The following is a 14,107-nucleotide window of genomic DNA, read 5'->3' on the forward strand; positions in this document are numbered from 1 at the left end:
AGTTGTTCCATAGCCGGACAAAAGCTACTAAAATCCTGAATTAAATTAAATAAGTAGTCTCGAGTAAATTCTGGCTACTAACCCAACCCAAGACAAGGTAACAGAAAATTTTCTCTGTTCCCTGTTAAGAGTTCCCTTCCCGCACCAAAATGTCTCGCTGTCTTACCAATAGCTTAATTCCCGAAAAACCTTGCCGTAGGATTTTTATAGTATGTTAACTCACCGAACTGTTCTTGTAATTACTGACACTGAAGATAGCGATAACGATTATTGGGATAAATTACAGCAAGAGGGAAGTTTTGCATACAGAATTCTTACAGAAAGATCCGATCGCCCAAATCTGGTAGTACCGCAAACAGAAGAGATTGACGGCATTGTTCTGGGACTCCACTCTTGGCAGTCGGGTAACTTAGATGTGCTGCGGCAACTGAAGGCACAGATGGGCGATCGCTGTCCGCCAATTATAGTTATTGATAGTGATAATGCAGAAGTAGCAGTGCAGGCATTCAAAAACGGGGCAGCAGATTATCTCATCAAAGATCGGATGACCCCCGGCGATCTGCGTTTAGCGATGCACAGCGCCATTGTAAATACCGAGTTGCGCCGCGAACTGCAAACCAGTCAGCAGCAAGCCATTCAACAACTAAATCGGGATTTAACTAATCGGGTTGTGGAACTGCAAACTCTGTTAGATGTTCTTCCTGTGGGGATTGCGATCGCAACCGATCGCACCTGCTCTCAAATGCAACATAATGCCTACCTGCGAGAATTGTTAGGTGTGAGTAATGGCAACAACATCTCCAAAAGTGCGTCTGCTGATGAACAACCTCCCTATCGAGTCTTCCAAAACGGACAAGAAATCAAGAGCGAAGACTTGCCGATGCAAGTTGCTGCCAGACTAGGTGTAGAGGTGCGAGATGCAGAATTTGACATCGTGTTGTCAGACGGTACAGTGCGCCAGTTAATATCATTTGCGACTCCCTTACGAGACGAGCAAAACCAGATTAGAGGCACGATCGGAGCCTTTTTAGATATTACAGAACGTAACCAAGCCGCAGCCACGATTCAAGCTAGTCAACAGCGCTATCGAGAATTAGCAGAAGCGATGCCCCAAATGGTTTGGACAGCAGACGCAACCGGAGCAGTGAATTACTTGAACCAACGCTGGTATGAGTATACAGGCTTGAGTGAAGCGCAATCGATGGGTTTAGCAGGAATTATGGCAGTTTATCCCGACGATCGCGATCGCACCTTAGCTCAATGGAGTCAAGCGATCGTCATTGGGGAAACATTTGAGGTAGAATACCGGATTCGCTGTTGGAATGGCGATTATCATTGGTTCATCTGTCGCGCTATACCAACAAGAGACAGCCAGAATTTAATCACAGGTTGGATCGGCACTATTACTAACATTGATGATATCAAGCGCGGTGAGGCACTGGTTCAGCACAGCGAGCAGCAACTTCAACAGCAGTTGGCGGAAATTGAAGCGATCTATCAATCTGCCCCCATTGGTTTGGCTATTATGGATCGCAATCTCCGCTTTTTGCGAATCAATCAGCGACTAGCAGAAATCAATGGGTTGCCAGTGGAAGCCCATATTGGTCGCACTCTGCAAGAGTTGTTACCTGGTATTACGGAGGCTGCCGAAGAGCCTCTGCTCTGGGTTCTGGAAACGGGTGAACCTTTGTTGAATGTCAAAATTCACGGTGAAACCCCAGCACAACCGGGAGTGCAACGCACTTGGTTGGAAAACTTTTTGCCATTGAAGGATGGCGCACAGGTAATTGGTATCAACATAGTTTGTGAAGAGATTACCGAGAGGATTCAAGTAGAAGCAGCCTTGCGCCAAAGTGAAGAACGCTTCCGCAATATGGCAGATAATGCTCCGGTGATGATTTGGGTAACGGATAACAGGGGTGAGTGTACTTACCTGAGCAAAAGCTGGTACGAGTTTACGGGGCAAACAGAAGCAACGGGATTGGGATTTGGGTGGTTAGATGTGGTGCATCCAGACGATCGGCAATTTTCCAGCAACATCTTCTTAAATGCAAATCAGCATCAAGAACCCTTTCAACTAGAATACCGTTTGCGGTGCAAAGATGGTGAATATCGCTGGGCGATCGATGCTGCAAGCCCTTGGTTTGGGGAGGACGGAGAATTTAAAGGATACATCGGTTCAGTAATTGATATTCACGATCGCAAACAAACTGAGGAACGTTATCGCGTTTTATTTGAGTCAATGAATGAAGGCTTTTGTGTCGTGGAAATGCTCTTTGACGAACACAAAAAGCCCATTGATTACCGTTTCTTGGAAATGAATCCGCTATTTGAATCCCAAACCGGACTCAAACAAGCACAGGGTAAAACAGCACGTCAGCTAGTGCCAAATCTAGAAGATCATTGGTTTGAGACTTACGGTAAAGTCGCACTGACAGGCGAACCAGTCCGCTTTGAAAATGGTTCGGTTTCAATGAACCGCTGGTTTGAAGTTTCCGCTTTCCCCATTGGCGACGCTGAAAGTCGCAAAGTTGCCATTTTGTTTAAAGATATTAGCGATCGCAAACAAATACAGCTAGAACGTCAGCGCAGCGAAGCCATCCTGCAAGCATTTATCGCCGCTTCTCCGATTACTTTAGCTTTGTTCGATCGCGAACTCCGGTTCCTTTATGCCAACGAAGCCCTAGCTAAAATCAATGAACTCCCCTTAAGTGAGCATTTGGGAAGAACCTTGTGGGAAGTTGTGCCGCAAATGGCACCACAGTTTGCCCCGATGTTACTGCGGATTATGGAAACTCAAGAACCTGTCCTCAATGTGAAGTTCAGCGGTGAAGTCAGACCGGGTGTGTTTCGTAGTACGATCGCTAATCACTATCCCGTTTGTTTGCCATCTGGTGAAGTGATCGGGGTGGGAGTAGCGTTGATGGATGTTACCGATCTCGCCCTCGTGCAACAGGAACTCACCGAAAGCGAACAACGCTTTCGTACCTTGGCAGACAACATTTCTCAATTTGCTTGGATGGCAGATGAAAGCGGGTGGATCTTTTGGTACAATCAGCGTTGGTTTGACTATACGGGTACAACCCTGGAAGAAATGCAGGGTTGGGGCTGGCAGAAAGTCCATCACCCAGATCATGTAGAACGAGTCGTCAAAAGCTTTCGTTACTCTATTGAAACGGGCGAACCTTGGGAGGATACCTTCCCCTTACGCAGTAAAGATGGACAGTATCGCTGGTTTCTCTCTCGCGCCGTTCCAGTTCGAGATGAACAGGGCAAAGTGTTGCGTTGGTTTGGCACTAATACAGATATTACCGATCGCCAACAAGCAGAGGAAGCCTTACGCCAAAGCGAGGAACGCTACCGCTGTTTAGCAGAGTTGATTCCCCAACTAGTTTGGACAGCCAACGCTGAAGGTGCATTACTCGATGTCAATCAACGTTGGACAGAGTTTACCGGAATCACCCTAGAACAAGTCCACATCAAGGGTTGGGAACAAGTTGTCCATCCTGAAGATCTGCCTATTTTGATTCAAAATTGGACTGAGGCAGTGTTACGGAGAATTCCTTATCAAGCCGAAGGGCGGATGCGACAAGCAAATGGTGAGTATCGCTGGCATCTCCACCAAGCCATTCCGCAAAAGAACGAGCAAGGTCAAATTACTAAATGGTTTGGCACGGCAACGGATATTGAAGCCCAAAAACAACTGGAAATCGGACGCGATCGCTTATTGCAACAAGAGCAAACCGCCAGGGAAGCCGCAGAACGCGCCAACCGAATCAAGGATGAATTTTTGGCAGTATTGTCTCACGAGTTGCGATCGCCCTTAAACCCGATCTTAGGTTGGGCAAGGTTGTTACAAACTCGTAAGTTCGACGAAACGCGCATCAAAGGAGCTCTCGCCACCATTGAGCGAAATGCTAGATTACAAACTCAATTAATAGACGATCTGCTGGATGTTGCCAAAATCCTGCGAGGCAAACTCACCTTAAATATTTCTTCAGTGAATCTGTCCTTTGTAATTGAAGCTGCGATCGATACAGTCAGAACCACAGCTGTAGCGAAATCGATCGCGCTTATTTCCGTCTTACCCAACATTGGGCAAGTATCCGGCGATCCTACCCGTCTTCAGCAAATTATCTGGAATTTACTCTCCAACGCCATCAAATTCACCCCCAATGGTGGGCAAGTAGACATCTGTTTGGAAAGAGTGGGCAGCAGGGGAGATGGGGAGATGGGGAGATGGGGAGATGGGGAGATGGGGAGATGGGGAGATGGGGAGATTTATTCTATAACTCACCCCACCTCCCTACCGCCTCGCCCCTATACTTCTTCCTCCCAGTTGCCACAATTTGCTCAAATTACCGTTAGGGATACTGGCAAAGGTATCAGCCGAGATTTCCTTCCCTACATCTTTGAATCGTTCCGGCAGGAAGATGCTTCGACTACTCGCAAGTATGGAGGATTAGGGTTGGGGTTGGCGATCGTCCGTCAGTTGGTAGAAGCTCACGGCGGTACAATCAAGGCTGACAGTCCAGGTGAAGGACTGGGAGCTACTTTTACCGTTCGGTTGCCCTTGCTAAATGTAGCACCAGAAATCCTGCCCACAGAGGATCTGCTAAACCAAGAAGCCGATCTGACGGGATTTCGAGTCCTTACAGTTGATGATGACCCTGATGCCCGTCAACTGTTAACCGAAATCCTTACCCAATATGGCGCAAAAGTTCTCAGCCTTGCCTGTGCATCGGAAGTGTTAGCAAATCTAGAATCCTTTCAACCCGATGTATTAGTCAGCGATATTGGGATGCCCGGAGTCGATGGCTATAGCTTAATTCAACAGATTCGCGCTTTACCACCGGAAAAAGGCGGGCTGATTCCTGCGATCGCTCTAACAGCATACGCCAGAGAAGATGATTACCATCGAGTCATAGCCAGCGGCTATCAAAGGCACGTCACCAAACCCCTGGAACCAGAACAGTTAGTTCAAGCTGTGGTTGCGATCGCCCCATGTAGGGTGCGTTAGCGATCGCCTAACGCACCATCTCCACTTGTGGAACTGGCAGAATTTTTATCTTTGTTGCGTTTGCGATCGACAAGAGTAATAAAATCAGCTTAGATGAGTGCGATAAAAGTTTCTCTCCGTCAATGAGTAATTCAAAGACCCTTGACAGAACCTAATTTTTCTGATTAAATTATTTATAATGGGAAAATGTACGCACTTATTATATAAATTTTAAAGATAGGCGATCGCTTCAATTTCGATTCAGGTGTTTCAGAAAAATGACAATTACACTCCAATTAAAACCAGAAATAGAAGCACGTCTGATTGCCCAAGCAGTTTTGCAAGGTGTATCAGTGGAAGTTTATCTGGAATCTTTAATTGAGAATTCTTTGGTTAATCAGAAAGAAACAACCTTGTCTGAAACTACAACTTATGAGGAGTGGGAAGCAGCACTGAAAGATTTAATTAACAGTCCTTCTTTTGTAGCGCCTCCGCTTTCCGATGCAGCTATTTACACCAGAGAAGATGAAAACTTATGAGTTATCTGGTGGATACTAATAACAGTTTTCGCCTACAATGAACCTACAGCAAAGTTTTTGATTAAGCTAACTGCTTTATGCCTGAAATCGTTGAGATTCCGATCGAACTTACCCATTTCCAACTTCCCCAAGCAGTGCAAGCACGCTTACAATTTTTGTTAGATCGTCAAGATGAAGGCAATACATTGTCTCCAGTAGAAAGACAGGAAGCAGAAGGACTTGTAGAACTGGCAGAATTTTTATCTTTGCTGCGTTTGCGATCGACAAGAGTAACGAAGTGAGCTTAAATGAGTGCAATAGCAGTTTCTCTCCATCGATTAGTAATTCAAAGAGCAGATAATCGTTGTGAATATTGCAGAATATCGATCGTGATATCGGCATAGTTGTAGAAATAGCACTTTCAGTACACTTGTACTACTCAGCATTTTTTTCTATAATACTAGTTGTTGAGATCCTATAGATTTGTTAGAATTAGCAGCTTATAACAGGCTGTGGGTTGAGCTATGATTGACTGTCTCAAAGCAGCTAAATACTTCATTATTAGAGCTTATGAGGATGGTATAGAGGCTCAAATGACCAATATGAAGGTTCAGAAGCTTCTGTATTATGCTCAGTGCTTGCATTTAGCAATGTATAATGAGCCATTATTTGCAGAAGAAATTCAGGCATGGCGCTACGGCCCTGTTTGTCCTCCTGCATATAGGTTTTATAGTGAGTTTGAAGCTCAACAGCTACCCATTCCTAGAAAAGAATCCCTATTAGAACTTCCTCCTGACAAAAAAGAACTTTTAGAAGAAATTTGGGCATATTTTGGTGGCTATCATGCTTATCGACTAAGTGATATGACTCACGGAGAATTTCCTTGGAAAAAAGCCCGTAAAGGTCTACGACCTGAAGCAAGTTCAACAGAGCCAATTCTTCTTGATGACATGAAAGCATTAGGTTATCAAAAACTTGATTTAATCGAACGCGAGCATCCTGCATACGAAGCAACAATGTCTAAAATTTTGGAGGATGCCTTAACTTCGGAATCTTCAAATCCTATTGGTAAAGGAGAAGTGCGTGACTGGTTCAACTCCCTTCTCGATTGAATCATCCGATAATTTCCGGCGTTCTTTCAAAAAATTGGCAAAAGTTCACGGAAGTAGCTTTGTTGAACTGATTACAAAAACTTTGGAAGATTTGATAGACGATCGATATCCGAGAAACTCTCGTAATGAACCTCTACCAGGAAAGATTCAATTGCCGGAAGGATGGACATTTCATAAGTTGGAACTCTGGGTAGCAAAAGGAGCTTCCGGGCAAATTAGACTGATGTATTTGGTAAACGCAACTAGTTGTACAATTAAACTGGTATGGATTTACAGTCATGAGCAGTTTGCCAAACGCCCCGATGATGCCGATCTAAAAAGTGTTATCAGAGAAATATTAGACTATTAAATTAACAAAAGCTCCAATAATTATTGCTACTATAACTTCATTAGACATCTCCAGAAATTAAATGTGCATTACCTGAAAATCTTGTAGAGACGTTATATATAACGTCTCTACAAGATTTTTTGGAGATGTCTATTAAAGTATGGTAACGTTTTTGCTAACGAATATATTCTTTAAGAATAGTGTTGCGATTAGGGTGACGTAGCTTTCGCAATCCCTCAGCTTCAATCTGGCGGATTCGTTCGCGAGTTACATTGAAAATTTGCCCAATTTCCTCAAGAGTTTTCATTTTGCCATCATCTAAACCATAACGCAGACGTAAAACATCCCGTTCTCTGGGAGAGAGAGTATCTAAAACAGATTCTAAATCTTCGCGCAGTAAATCCTTAGAAACTCGCTCTTCTGGTGTTTCATCTTCAGCCTCAATAAAATCCTCCAGTCGAGAATCTTCTTGTTTACCGATCGGGGTTTCCAGAGAAATAGGTAGTTGAGCAGATCTAGCAATGAATCGCAGTTTTTCAATGGTCATGTCCATACGGGTAGCAATTTCCTCTTCCGTAGGTTTGCGACCCATTTCTTGCGACAACAATTTGGTTGTTTTCTTAATTCGGGAAATGGTTTCGTACAAATGAACAGGTAAACGAATGGTACGAGATTGATCGGCAATTGCTCTAGTAATTGCCTGACGAATCCACCAAGTTGCATAAGTAGAGAACTTATAGCCTTTTTCGTGATCGAATTTTTCAGCTGCCAGAATTAAACCTAAGCTACCTTCCTGAATTAAATCTTGGAAAGACAGCCCGCGATTCATGTATTTTTTGGCAATAGATACTACTAAACGTAGGTTAGACCGCACCATTTTGTCCTTCGCACGTCGTCCCAAATAAAGGCGATGACGGAACGCAGGCAACTGCATATTTACTACTTCCGCCCATTCTCGATCGTGGGGTTCGCGTTCTAACTGATCGCAAAGACTCTCTCGAAGTCGTTCCAATTCCAACAAATCAGCAATTTTTCTGGCCAATTCAATTTCTTCATCAGCCCGTAACAGTCTAATTCGACCAATTTCTTGCAAATACAGGCGAATAGAGTCTTCTGTATAATGTTTTGCTCTTCTCCCATTCCCTCCTTTATATTTATTTTTTTGTGGATTATGTCTACCTATATGTTCTATCTCTGTTGTGCAAAGATCGTCTGGTGTAGCACCAGGTTTTGCTATACCATATTGAATTTTGTGCGTGTTAAGATCAAGAGTACCTTTACTGACGTGCTATTGAAGTCGTCGGCGCAAATAAGACGTTTGACCTATATAATCAATAGCTCTCGTTTCTCTGTTTATAAAGCGGTATATTCCCGGTTCATTGGGAATCTGACATTCTTTACCCTTAACACATGATGATTCACGCATTCTGCCTGGTGACAGGGCAGAAGGGGTTTTTTTAGTAGTTGGATGAGATGGACGGGGAGACGTTGCAGAGTATATTTTCTTAAACTCTAGGTCATTTTTAAGCTCTTCCTCAAGGGCTTCAGAAGAAAGTTCTTCTATTTCTAGTTGCTCGTTGTCTACTTTTGACAACGCAACCTCTGGCATAGCAGTTACCATCACTGTTTTACCTATAGTTTGTAGAATATAATTTATCTTTAGCTCTTTAATTAGTCGAAGAACAACCGAAAAATCACTTAATTTGACTGCTATTTTCCTAAAAATAAGAAATTTATATTTATCAGTTATATGTAGGGTGCGTTAGTGCAACGTAACGCACCATCCCCACTTATAGAAGGAATGCTCAGATCTCGCACCAGTCCTAAAATCCGCCTGGGACTCAAGTCCCAGGCTCATAGCTAAAGTCCTCTAAAGAGGACTAAATAGTTAGTATTCAAAAGCTTTCAGTCCATTTTAATGGACTTGAGCTATTAGCCTGCGAATTGATTCGCAGGTGGGCTAACAGCGCAGGTGCAATATCTGAATATACGCACCCTACGCAGAAGGAATGGTGCGTTACGTTGCACTAACGCACCCTACAGAATTATTTGGATAGTCGGCGATAAACTGTGGCTAAAGCATCGGCATCTCCTACATTTCCGGGAAACAAAACTACTGGTAAGTTAGGAAATTGGGGATGATTTTCAGGTGTTCTTACCATTGAACAACCTGCTAAAATTTGCCCTAACAATCTTGCTGATGTTAAAGCTAAACCAGTACTTAAAACATCGTTTGAGGTAATACCGCCTTTGCTGATTAAAAAACCAATATCTTTGGGTAAACCTCGCACTACATCCATTAATAATGTAGAAACTTCCACGCCAAATTTTAACCGAGTTTCGGTGTCGGGAAAGGTGAGTTCTTGACGACTGGTGTAAACTACTGGAGTTTTCCCTTCGTTGTGAACATTATGCACAGTTTGCAATGTCTTTTCTAACAAAGCTGCACGTTGCGCTTCTGATTCATCTAATAAGTGAGAAACGTCAACTTCAATTCCTACAATACCGGGTTCTTGTAAGAGTTTTTCCAATTGTTCTGTCGTTTTCTTCACATGGGAACCAACTATTACCGCGCCTGGTTTCCCTTCTCTCACATATTCTGCCATATCTTCAGCGGCGATCGGTTGCGGAGGCAAAGCCGCTAATGCTGTTAAAATGCTGGCAGCACTGCGAAAGAGAAAACGTTTCCCTTGACTTGCAGCGGTGAGAATATCAGCGGCGAACTTGTTTAAATCTGCTTGAGTTTCCCCATCGACAACGCAACATTGATTTCCCGAAAGTTGCATTAATCTTTCTACGCTTCCTTTGGGAATGTCTTTTAAAAGAAATCTAACTACCGTATTTGCGGGAATTCTGCCTTTGGTCTTTTCTTCGACGTACATCGGCAAGTAACTGTGATGATAGGCGAAGACGGAATCTTTGGCAAATTCGGTTTCGTGGACGGGAGTGGGAGAGCCGTTAACTTTTAAATAGTGTACGCTGTCGATCGTGATTCTACCACCCTCGAAAAATGCGGGAACGAGAAAATGTGCGTCAAAAGGGCCCAGTTCTTCCGCAATTACGTCCGTTTCTACGGGATAATGTCCCCGTAAGGTGGAGTCGGAACGACTGACGACGAGAAAATCTTGAATCTTTTCTGCTTCTATGGCAATTTTCAGGTTATGGCAAACTTCTCGCGTGACTTGCGCCGCTGCTTCTGGTGTTAGCGCCCTGGTGTTGGTTAAAACAAAGAATATGGGCGAGTCGTCTGTTAACCCTAGTCGCAATGTGTCTACATCCCAGCGTGTCAACAACAAACAGCTGTGGACGGTTTGCGAACCAGTGGGGTCATCATCGAGGACAATAATTTTAGGTTTGCTGGACATTTTTAAGTTTAATGCTGATTTAGCAATTTTCTCATTTCTTCTTGTACAGTAAGGCTAATTTGCACAGACTCGTTGAGTAATCTTCCATATTCGTTGGCGTTAGCGTTGATTTGTAAGGCTTGTAGTGCTGCTAGGTTGTTGGTTAAAAGTTCGGTGTTAGTGGGGAGTAGGTGTTTATTTTCGCGCAAAATGCGATCGCTCTTCAACGCCCGCACCAAATCTTCCCGCGTCAGTTGCAATGCAGCAATCACTTTTTTTCTCTCGTCTAAACTACTACTGGAGTTGCTGACTGTTTCCAGTTGGTATTTGATATCTATCGCTTTGACAACCGCGTGATATTTATCAACTTCGTCTAGCAAGTTTACTAGTAAGTCTGGACTATGCTTTTTTAACCAAATCAACCGCCCAAGTACGATGACAATTGGAAATAAAACCATTAACAAAATTGCCCATTTTAATGATGCGCCTCTGGTGGGTAAAATAATAAATACATAAACAACTCCCAAAAGAATTGGTGTCAGCGCTAAGGCAATAGAAAGTTCATTTAACCAAAAAGTACATTTTTTGCTAGATTCCCGCAAAGTTGAAGGTCGAAAAATATCTTCAGGGTCAATTCCAGTTAAATGCTTGATTTCCCCCGCAGAAATTTCTAATCCCAACAAATCCTGCTGTAAAAAGTTGCTTCTACTCATTAAATCGCTCACCTTTTAAATGTTTCATTTCATCTTGAATACTCATGCCAATCTGTAATGCTTCATTTAAAATTCTGCCGTATTCGCTAGCTTGTTCATCTACTTGTAAAGCGGTTAAAGCTTTTAAATTATTAGCAAATAGATCGGGATTTAAATTAATGAATGCTTGGTTCTCCCTAATAATTTTTTCCGTTTTTAAAGCCCGGACTATATCTTCTCGCGTTAACCGCAAAGCTTCGATCACTCGTTCTCTATCTTTTAATTTTACTCCCGGATTTCCAGCCGCTTCAATTTGGTCATTAATATCGATGCTTTTAATTACTGAGTTATATCGTTCTACATCGTCAATCAAACTGACAAAATGTTTATTGCTTCGAGTTATAACTACTTTTTTAAAATCTTCAAACACTAAACCAATAGCAAAAAATAAATGAATGACAATTAAAGTTATCCGGTAATTCGGAAAAGATAACATTAGCAATAAACAACTAAGTACCAGCAATACTAAAACTACAATTGATGTAAAAACTTCCTGAAAAACTTTCCGCAATTTAAAAGGTCTAATTACGGCATTTATACCTATACCACTTAGGGCTTTTAATTCTCCTTTAGTAATTTCTAAACCCTGTAAATCGGGCTGCATTACGGTATGTGCTTTTTTCCTTCGTTGCCAGTGTTGAATCATAGAAACTCTAGTAAATTACTTTTTCTATTTTATGTAATCTTATGGGTATAAGATAGGGGTTAACTAGCAATTTTAGTTAACCCCAATTTATTGAGCAAAAAATTTACCAAAGGGCGCGAATACGTCTTTCATTAGTCGGATCTTGAGCTACACAACTGTCAAAAACCACTTGATTTTCGACTTGGATAAATGCTCGATCGCCTTTGGTAAATAAAGTGGTACGATCGTCCGTGTAACGAACACCAGAAGCAGCGGGAATTTGTTTGAGAGTTAAAGATTCATTTTCACCAAGTTTAACTTGTGCTGTTTCTGGTAAATATTGTGCCTGAAAACTCCTGCCGTTGTTGCATTGATAACGGACAACTTGCTGTTGCTCGGCGGTTGCTGGTAGACTAGCGATCGCCACAACCGCTGGTAGTAGAAAAGCTGCGAGTTTAATTGTTTTCATAACTTCACATACCTGCACACCGCAGTTTAAGTTACTACTCTAGCTTACGATCGCTTTCCGCAAAAGTGGGTAATTTCTTAGGAAATATTTAGCTAATCCAAACTAAGCCTCAAAAAATTCCTCGGCTTTTTGCCGATGTTCTTCCGTAATATTACCGCTGATAGCTGAAAGTGCCGTTGTCATCACAACCAAATCATCTGTAAAACCAAGTCCTGCTAACCAATCTGGTATAGCATCTTCTGGTAAGAATAAATAAGCTAAGGCAGCAGCAATTATACCTTTAACGTAGGTTGGTGTTTCCGAGTCTTTCATGCAATAATACATGGCGATCGCATCTTTGCTAAAAGGCAAATTCCCCACTGTGGATTTTAGATTGTTAAGAAAACCATCGAGATGAATTCTTTTAGGAATTTTGCCTTTTTTAACATCTTTAATTGCACCACTTAAGACTGAAGCAACTAATTGCACAGGTTTACTGCCTAAATTTTTAATATCGTCACCTGCACCATCTAACTCGGCGTTAACTGTTTGAGAGCTTTCTGTGGTTTTTTTTTAGCTTTTTTAGCTGCTTTTTTAGCTTCTTTTTCAGCCTTTTTCGTTTCTTTTTTAGCTTTTTTCTTCGCCTTCTTCGCTTCTTTTTCAGCTTGCTTCAAGGCTTTTTTACCTGGTTCTATTACTTTATTTTCAGCCTGTTCTTTTACCTCTTCTACAACTTGAGATGCTTTTTTAATACTTCCATCGAGTAGTGATTCAATATTCATAACTTAACCTCGCTTATTAACAAAATTTTCCCTTCGTGTTTTGAAAAAGGGTGTATTCTTAACTTTAGCTTAACTTAAGAGCAAATGGTTTCTTCCCAAAGTTAAAAACTAAAAATCATACTTATAGATGAAGTAAATAAAATTGATTGAATTTAAAAGTATTACTTTTGATAGTTGACGGAAAAATTGTATAGGTTGAGCGATCGCTAATATTAACTATGGATGAAGAGTGCGATCGCCCGAAAGAGCAAAACCAAACTTTCTGGAATCCAAACTTTCCTAAGTTTAGCAAGCAGAATTAGCTTTGTAATTCTGAATTTACATAGGGGTCTACATTAGGATTTTGATAGGGTTCAGGATCGGAACTAATGTAAGGTTCTACGTTAGGATCTTCAAAAATTTTCGGTTCACGATCTGTGTAAGGGTCTACATTAGGATCGACAAAAGTAGCAGGATTTGGATCGGTATAAGGTCGAATATTTGGATCTGTCTCCGGCGCTGCTTTTGAATGTTTTGGGTTTGGTTCTATCATAGTTACTCTCCTTTTATTTTATGTTCATTTTAAAGAGTTGCTCAAGTATATTCCTCTTTCGTTGGGTATTATTATTCTCTGTTTGTTAATCTATCTAAAGAAACAGAAGCAAATAAAATATTTCAGGCTGTAGGTTGATTTCGGCGTTGAATGCGATCGGGAAATTCTGGGACTAACAAAGATTTGCTTAACTCTCCTTGTGTATTATAAAATCTCATTTTACCTTCAGCATCACAAAACCAAACTTCCTCTGCACCTGCGGCGAAATATAAGTCTTTTTTCTCCAACATTTCTTCTAAAGAATTGCTAGCAGATTTGACTTCCACGCAAATTTCAGGAGCAATAGAAGCTGCTGTTTCTTCTAATATAATATCTGCTCTTGGATCGGAAGCCCAAACAACATCAGCAACTTTCACTCCGTCAGTTGTTTGAATTGCACATTCTGGCATTGCTACACCCGTTTGCAGAAGCATTTCTAATAAGCTTTGTATTCTACTTTGGTAAAATGAATGCTTTGGTTTTGCTGGACTCATTACAATTTGTCCCCATTTGTTCAATTCAATTTTAAAAGGGAGGTCTTGTAACTGTTTATTTTCACATACTTCTTCCCATTTCATAATTAATTACCTCCTTTCCTTTACAGTTATAAAAAGCGCAGGACTACGTT

General features: G+C 41.8%; 15 protein-coding genes. 5 read left to right on the top strand and 10 right to left on the bottom strand.

The window, feature by feature from the left end:
- The first annotated feature begins 211 nt into the window (after nucleotides 1-211).
- The 5 genes from ACE1CI_RS20080 to ACE1CI_RS20100 all read left to right on the top strand — a co-directional run bounded on the left by ACE1CI_RS20080 (nucleotide 212) and on the right by ACE1CI_RS20100 (nucleotide 6,978).
- Nucleotides 212-5,020: a PAS domain S-box protein gene (locus ACE1CI_RS20080; RefSeq protein WP_496615644.1), complete on the top strand. Its 4,809-nt coding sequence runs from the start codon at nucleotides 212-214 to the stop codon at nucleotides 5,018-5,020.
- 257 nt (nucleotides 5,021-5,277) lie between these two features.
- The gene (locus ACE1CI_RS20085; protein WP_413263871.1) at nucleotides 5,278-5,538 is read left to right on the top strand and encodes a hypothetical protein; all 261 of its coding nucleotides are present in this window, start codon (nucleotides 5,278-5,280) and stop codon (nucleotides 5,536-5,538) included.
- A 77-nt stretch (nucleotides 5,539-5,615) separates the two neighbouring features.
- On the top strand, nucleotides 5,616-5,819 hold the full coding sequence (locus ACE1CI_RS20090; protein ID WP_413263872.1) for a hypothetical protein: 204 nt from the start codon (nucleotides 5,616-5,618) through the stop codon (nucleotides 5,817-5,819).
- 222 nt (nucleotides 5,820-6,041) lie between these two features.
- Complete coding sequence (locus ACE1CI_RS20095) at nucleotides 6,042-6,629, top strand: type II toxin-antitoxin system antitoxin SocA domain-containing protein (protein ID WP_496615646.1); 588 nt, start codon at nucleotides 6,042-6,044, stop codon at nucleotides 6,627-6,629.
- On the top strand, nucleotides 6,601-6,978 hold the full coding sequence (locus ACE1CI_RS20100) for a hypothetical protein (protein ID WP_413263874.1): 378 nt from the start codon (nucleotides 6,601-6,603) through the stop codon (nucleotides 6,976-6,978). The genes ACE1CI_RS20095 and ACE1CI_RS20100 overlap by 29 nt, the downstream gene beginning before the upstream one ends.
- 154 nt (nucleotides 6,979-7,132) lie before the next feature.
- On the opposite strand, the gene rpoD is transcribed toward ACE1CI_RS20100, so the two are convergent.
- The 10 genes from rpoD to ACE1CI_RS20150 form a co-directional block, all read right to left on the bottom strand.
- Nucleotides 7,133-8,140 (bottom strand): RNA polymerase sigma factor RpoD, encoded by a 1,008-nt coding sequence (gene rpoD / locus ACE1CI_RS20105; RefSeq protein WP_413263912.1) that lies wholly within the window; start codon nucleotides 8,138-8,140, stop codon nucleotides 7,133-7,135.
- Nucleotides 8,141-8,245: 105 nt separating this feature from the next.
- Nucleotides 8,246-8,578 carry a GIY-YIG nuclease family protein gene (locus tag ACE1CI_RS20110; protein ID WP_413263875.1) on the bottom strand — a complete coding sequence of 111 codons (333 nt, stop codon included), beginning with the start codon at nucleotides 8,576-8,578 and terminating at the stop codon, nucleotides 8,246-8,248.
- Between the two features lie 424 nt (nucleotides 8,579-9,002).
- The gene (locus tag ACE1CI_RS20115; RefSeq protein ID WP_413263876.1) at nucleotides 9,003-10,322 is read right to left on the bottom strand and encodes a four-carbon acid sugar kinase family protein; all 1,320 of its coding nucleotides are present in this window, start codon (nucleotides 10,320-10,322) and stop codon (nucleotides 9,003-9,005) included.
- Between the two features lie 8 nt (nucleotides 10,323-10,330).
- Complete coding sequence (locus ACE1CI_RS20120; RefSeq protein ID WP_413263877.1) at nucleotides 10,331-11,014, bottom strand: hypothetical protein; 684 nt, start codon at nucleotides 11,012-11,014, stop codon at nucleotides 10,331-10,333.
- Complete coding sequence (locus ACE1CI_RS20125) at nucleotides 11,007-11,699, bottom strand: hypothetical protein (protein ID WP_413263878.1); 693 nt, start codon at nucleotides 11,697-11,699, stop codon at nucleotides 11,007-11,009. Before ACE1CI_RS20125 ends, ACE1CI_RS20120 begins: the two co-directional genes overlap by 8 nt.
- Before the next feature lie 103 nt (nucleotides 11,700-11,802).
- Complete coding sequence (locus tag ACE1CI_RS20130) at nucleotides 11,803-12,147, bottom strand: MliC family protein (protein WP_413263879.1); 345 nt, start codon at nucleotides 12,145-12,147, stop codon at nucleotides 11,803-11,805.
- Nucleotides 12,148-12,249: 102 nt separating this feature from the next.
- A complete protein-coding gene (locus ACE1CI_RS20135; RefSeq protein ID WP_413263880.1) occupies nucleotides 12,250-12,615 on the bottom strand; it encodes a YkvA family protein in 366 nt (121 codons plus the stop codon).
- A gap of 41 nt (nucleotides 12,616-12,656) precedes the next feature.
- A complete protein-coding gene (locus tag ACE1CI_RS20140; protein ID WP_413263881.1) occupies nucleotides 12,657-12,908 on the bottom strand; it encodes a hypothetical protein in 252 nt (83 codons plus the stop codon).
- Nucleotides 12,909-13,206: 298 nt separating this feature from the next.
- Nucleotides 13,207-13,440, bottom strand: coding sequence for a hypothetical protein (locus ACE1CI_RS20145; protein ID WP_413263882.1), 234 nt, complete (start codon nucleotides 13,438-13,440; stop codon nucleotides 13,207-13,209).
- Between the two features lie 122 nt (nucleotides 13,441-13,562).
- Nucleotides 13,563-14,057, bottom strand: a complete 495-nt coding sequence (locus ACE1CI_RS20150) for a Uma2 family endonuclease (protein ID WP_413263883.1) — start codon at nucleotides 14,055-14,057, stop codon at nucleotides 13,563-13,565.
- Nucleotides 14,058-14,107: the final 50 nt, after the last annotated feature.

This window comes from Floridaenema flaviceps BLCC-F50 (assembly GCF_041929275.2).
Lineage (GTDB): Bacteria > Cyanobacteriota > Cyanobacteriia > Cyanobacteriales > Aerosakkonemataceae > Floridanema > Floridanema flaviceps.

Bases quoted from the DNA above. Each gene is read 5' to 3' on its own strand.
- ACE1CI_RS20080 (WP_496615644.1), top strand. From the start codon at position 212: ATGTTAACTCACCGAACTGTTCTTGTAATTACTGACACTGAAGATAGC.
- ACE1CI_RS20085 (WP_413263871.1), top strand. From the start codon at position 5,278: ATGACAATTACACTCCAATTAAAACCAGAAATAGAAGCACGTCTGATT.
- ACE1CI_RS20090 (WP_413263872.1), top strand. From the start codon at position 5,616: ATGCCTGAAATCGTTGAGATTCCGATCGAACTTACCCATTTCCAACTT.
- ACE1CI_RS20095 (WP_496615646.1), top strand. From the start codon at position 6,042: ATGATTGACTGTCTCAAAGCAGCTAAATACTTCATTATTAGAGCTTAT.
- ACE1CI_RS20110 (WP_413263875.1), bottom strand. From the start codon at position 8,578: ATGGTAACTGCTATGCCAGAGGTTGCGTTGTCAAAAGTAGACAACGAG.
- ACE1CI_RS20115 (WP_413263876.1), bottom strand. From the start codon at position 10,322: ATGTCCAGCAAACCTAAAATTATTGTCCTCGATGATGACCCCACTGGT.
- ACE1CI_RS20120 (WP_413263877.1), bottom strand. From the start codon at position 11,014: ATGAGTAGAAGCAACTTTTTACAGCAGGATTTGTTGGGATTAGAAATT.
- ACE1CI_RS20125 (WP_413263878.1), bottom strand. From the start codon at position 11,699: ATGATTCAACACTGGCAACGAAGGAAAAAAGCACATACCGTAATGCAG.
- ACE1CI_RS20130 (WP_413263879.1), bottom strand. From the start codon at position 12,147: ATGAAAACAATTAAACTCGCAGCTTTTCTACTACCAGCGGTTGTGGCG.
- ACE1CI_RS20140 (WP_413263881.1), bottom strand. From the start codon at position 12,908: ATGAATATTGAATCACTACTCGATGGAAGTATTAAAAAAGCATCTCAA.
- ACE1CI_RS20145 (WP_413263882.1), bottom strand. From the start codon at position 13,440: ATGATAGAACCAAACCCAAAACATTCAAAAGCAGCGCCGGAGACAGAT.
- ACE1CI_RS20150 (WP_413263883.1), bottom strand. From the start codon at position 14,057: ATGAAATGGGAAGAAGTATGTGAAAATAAACAGTTACAAGACCTCCCT.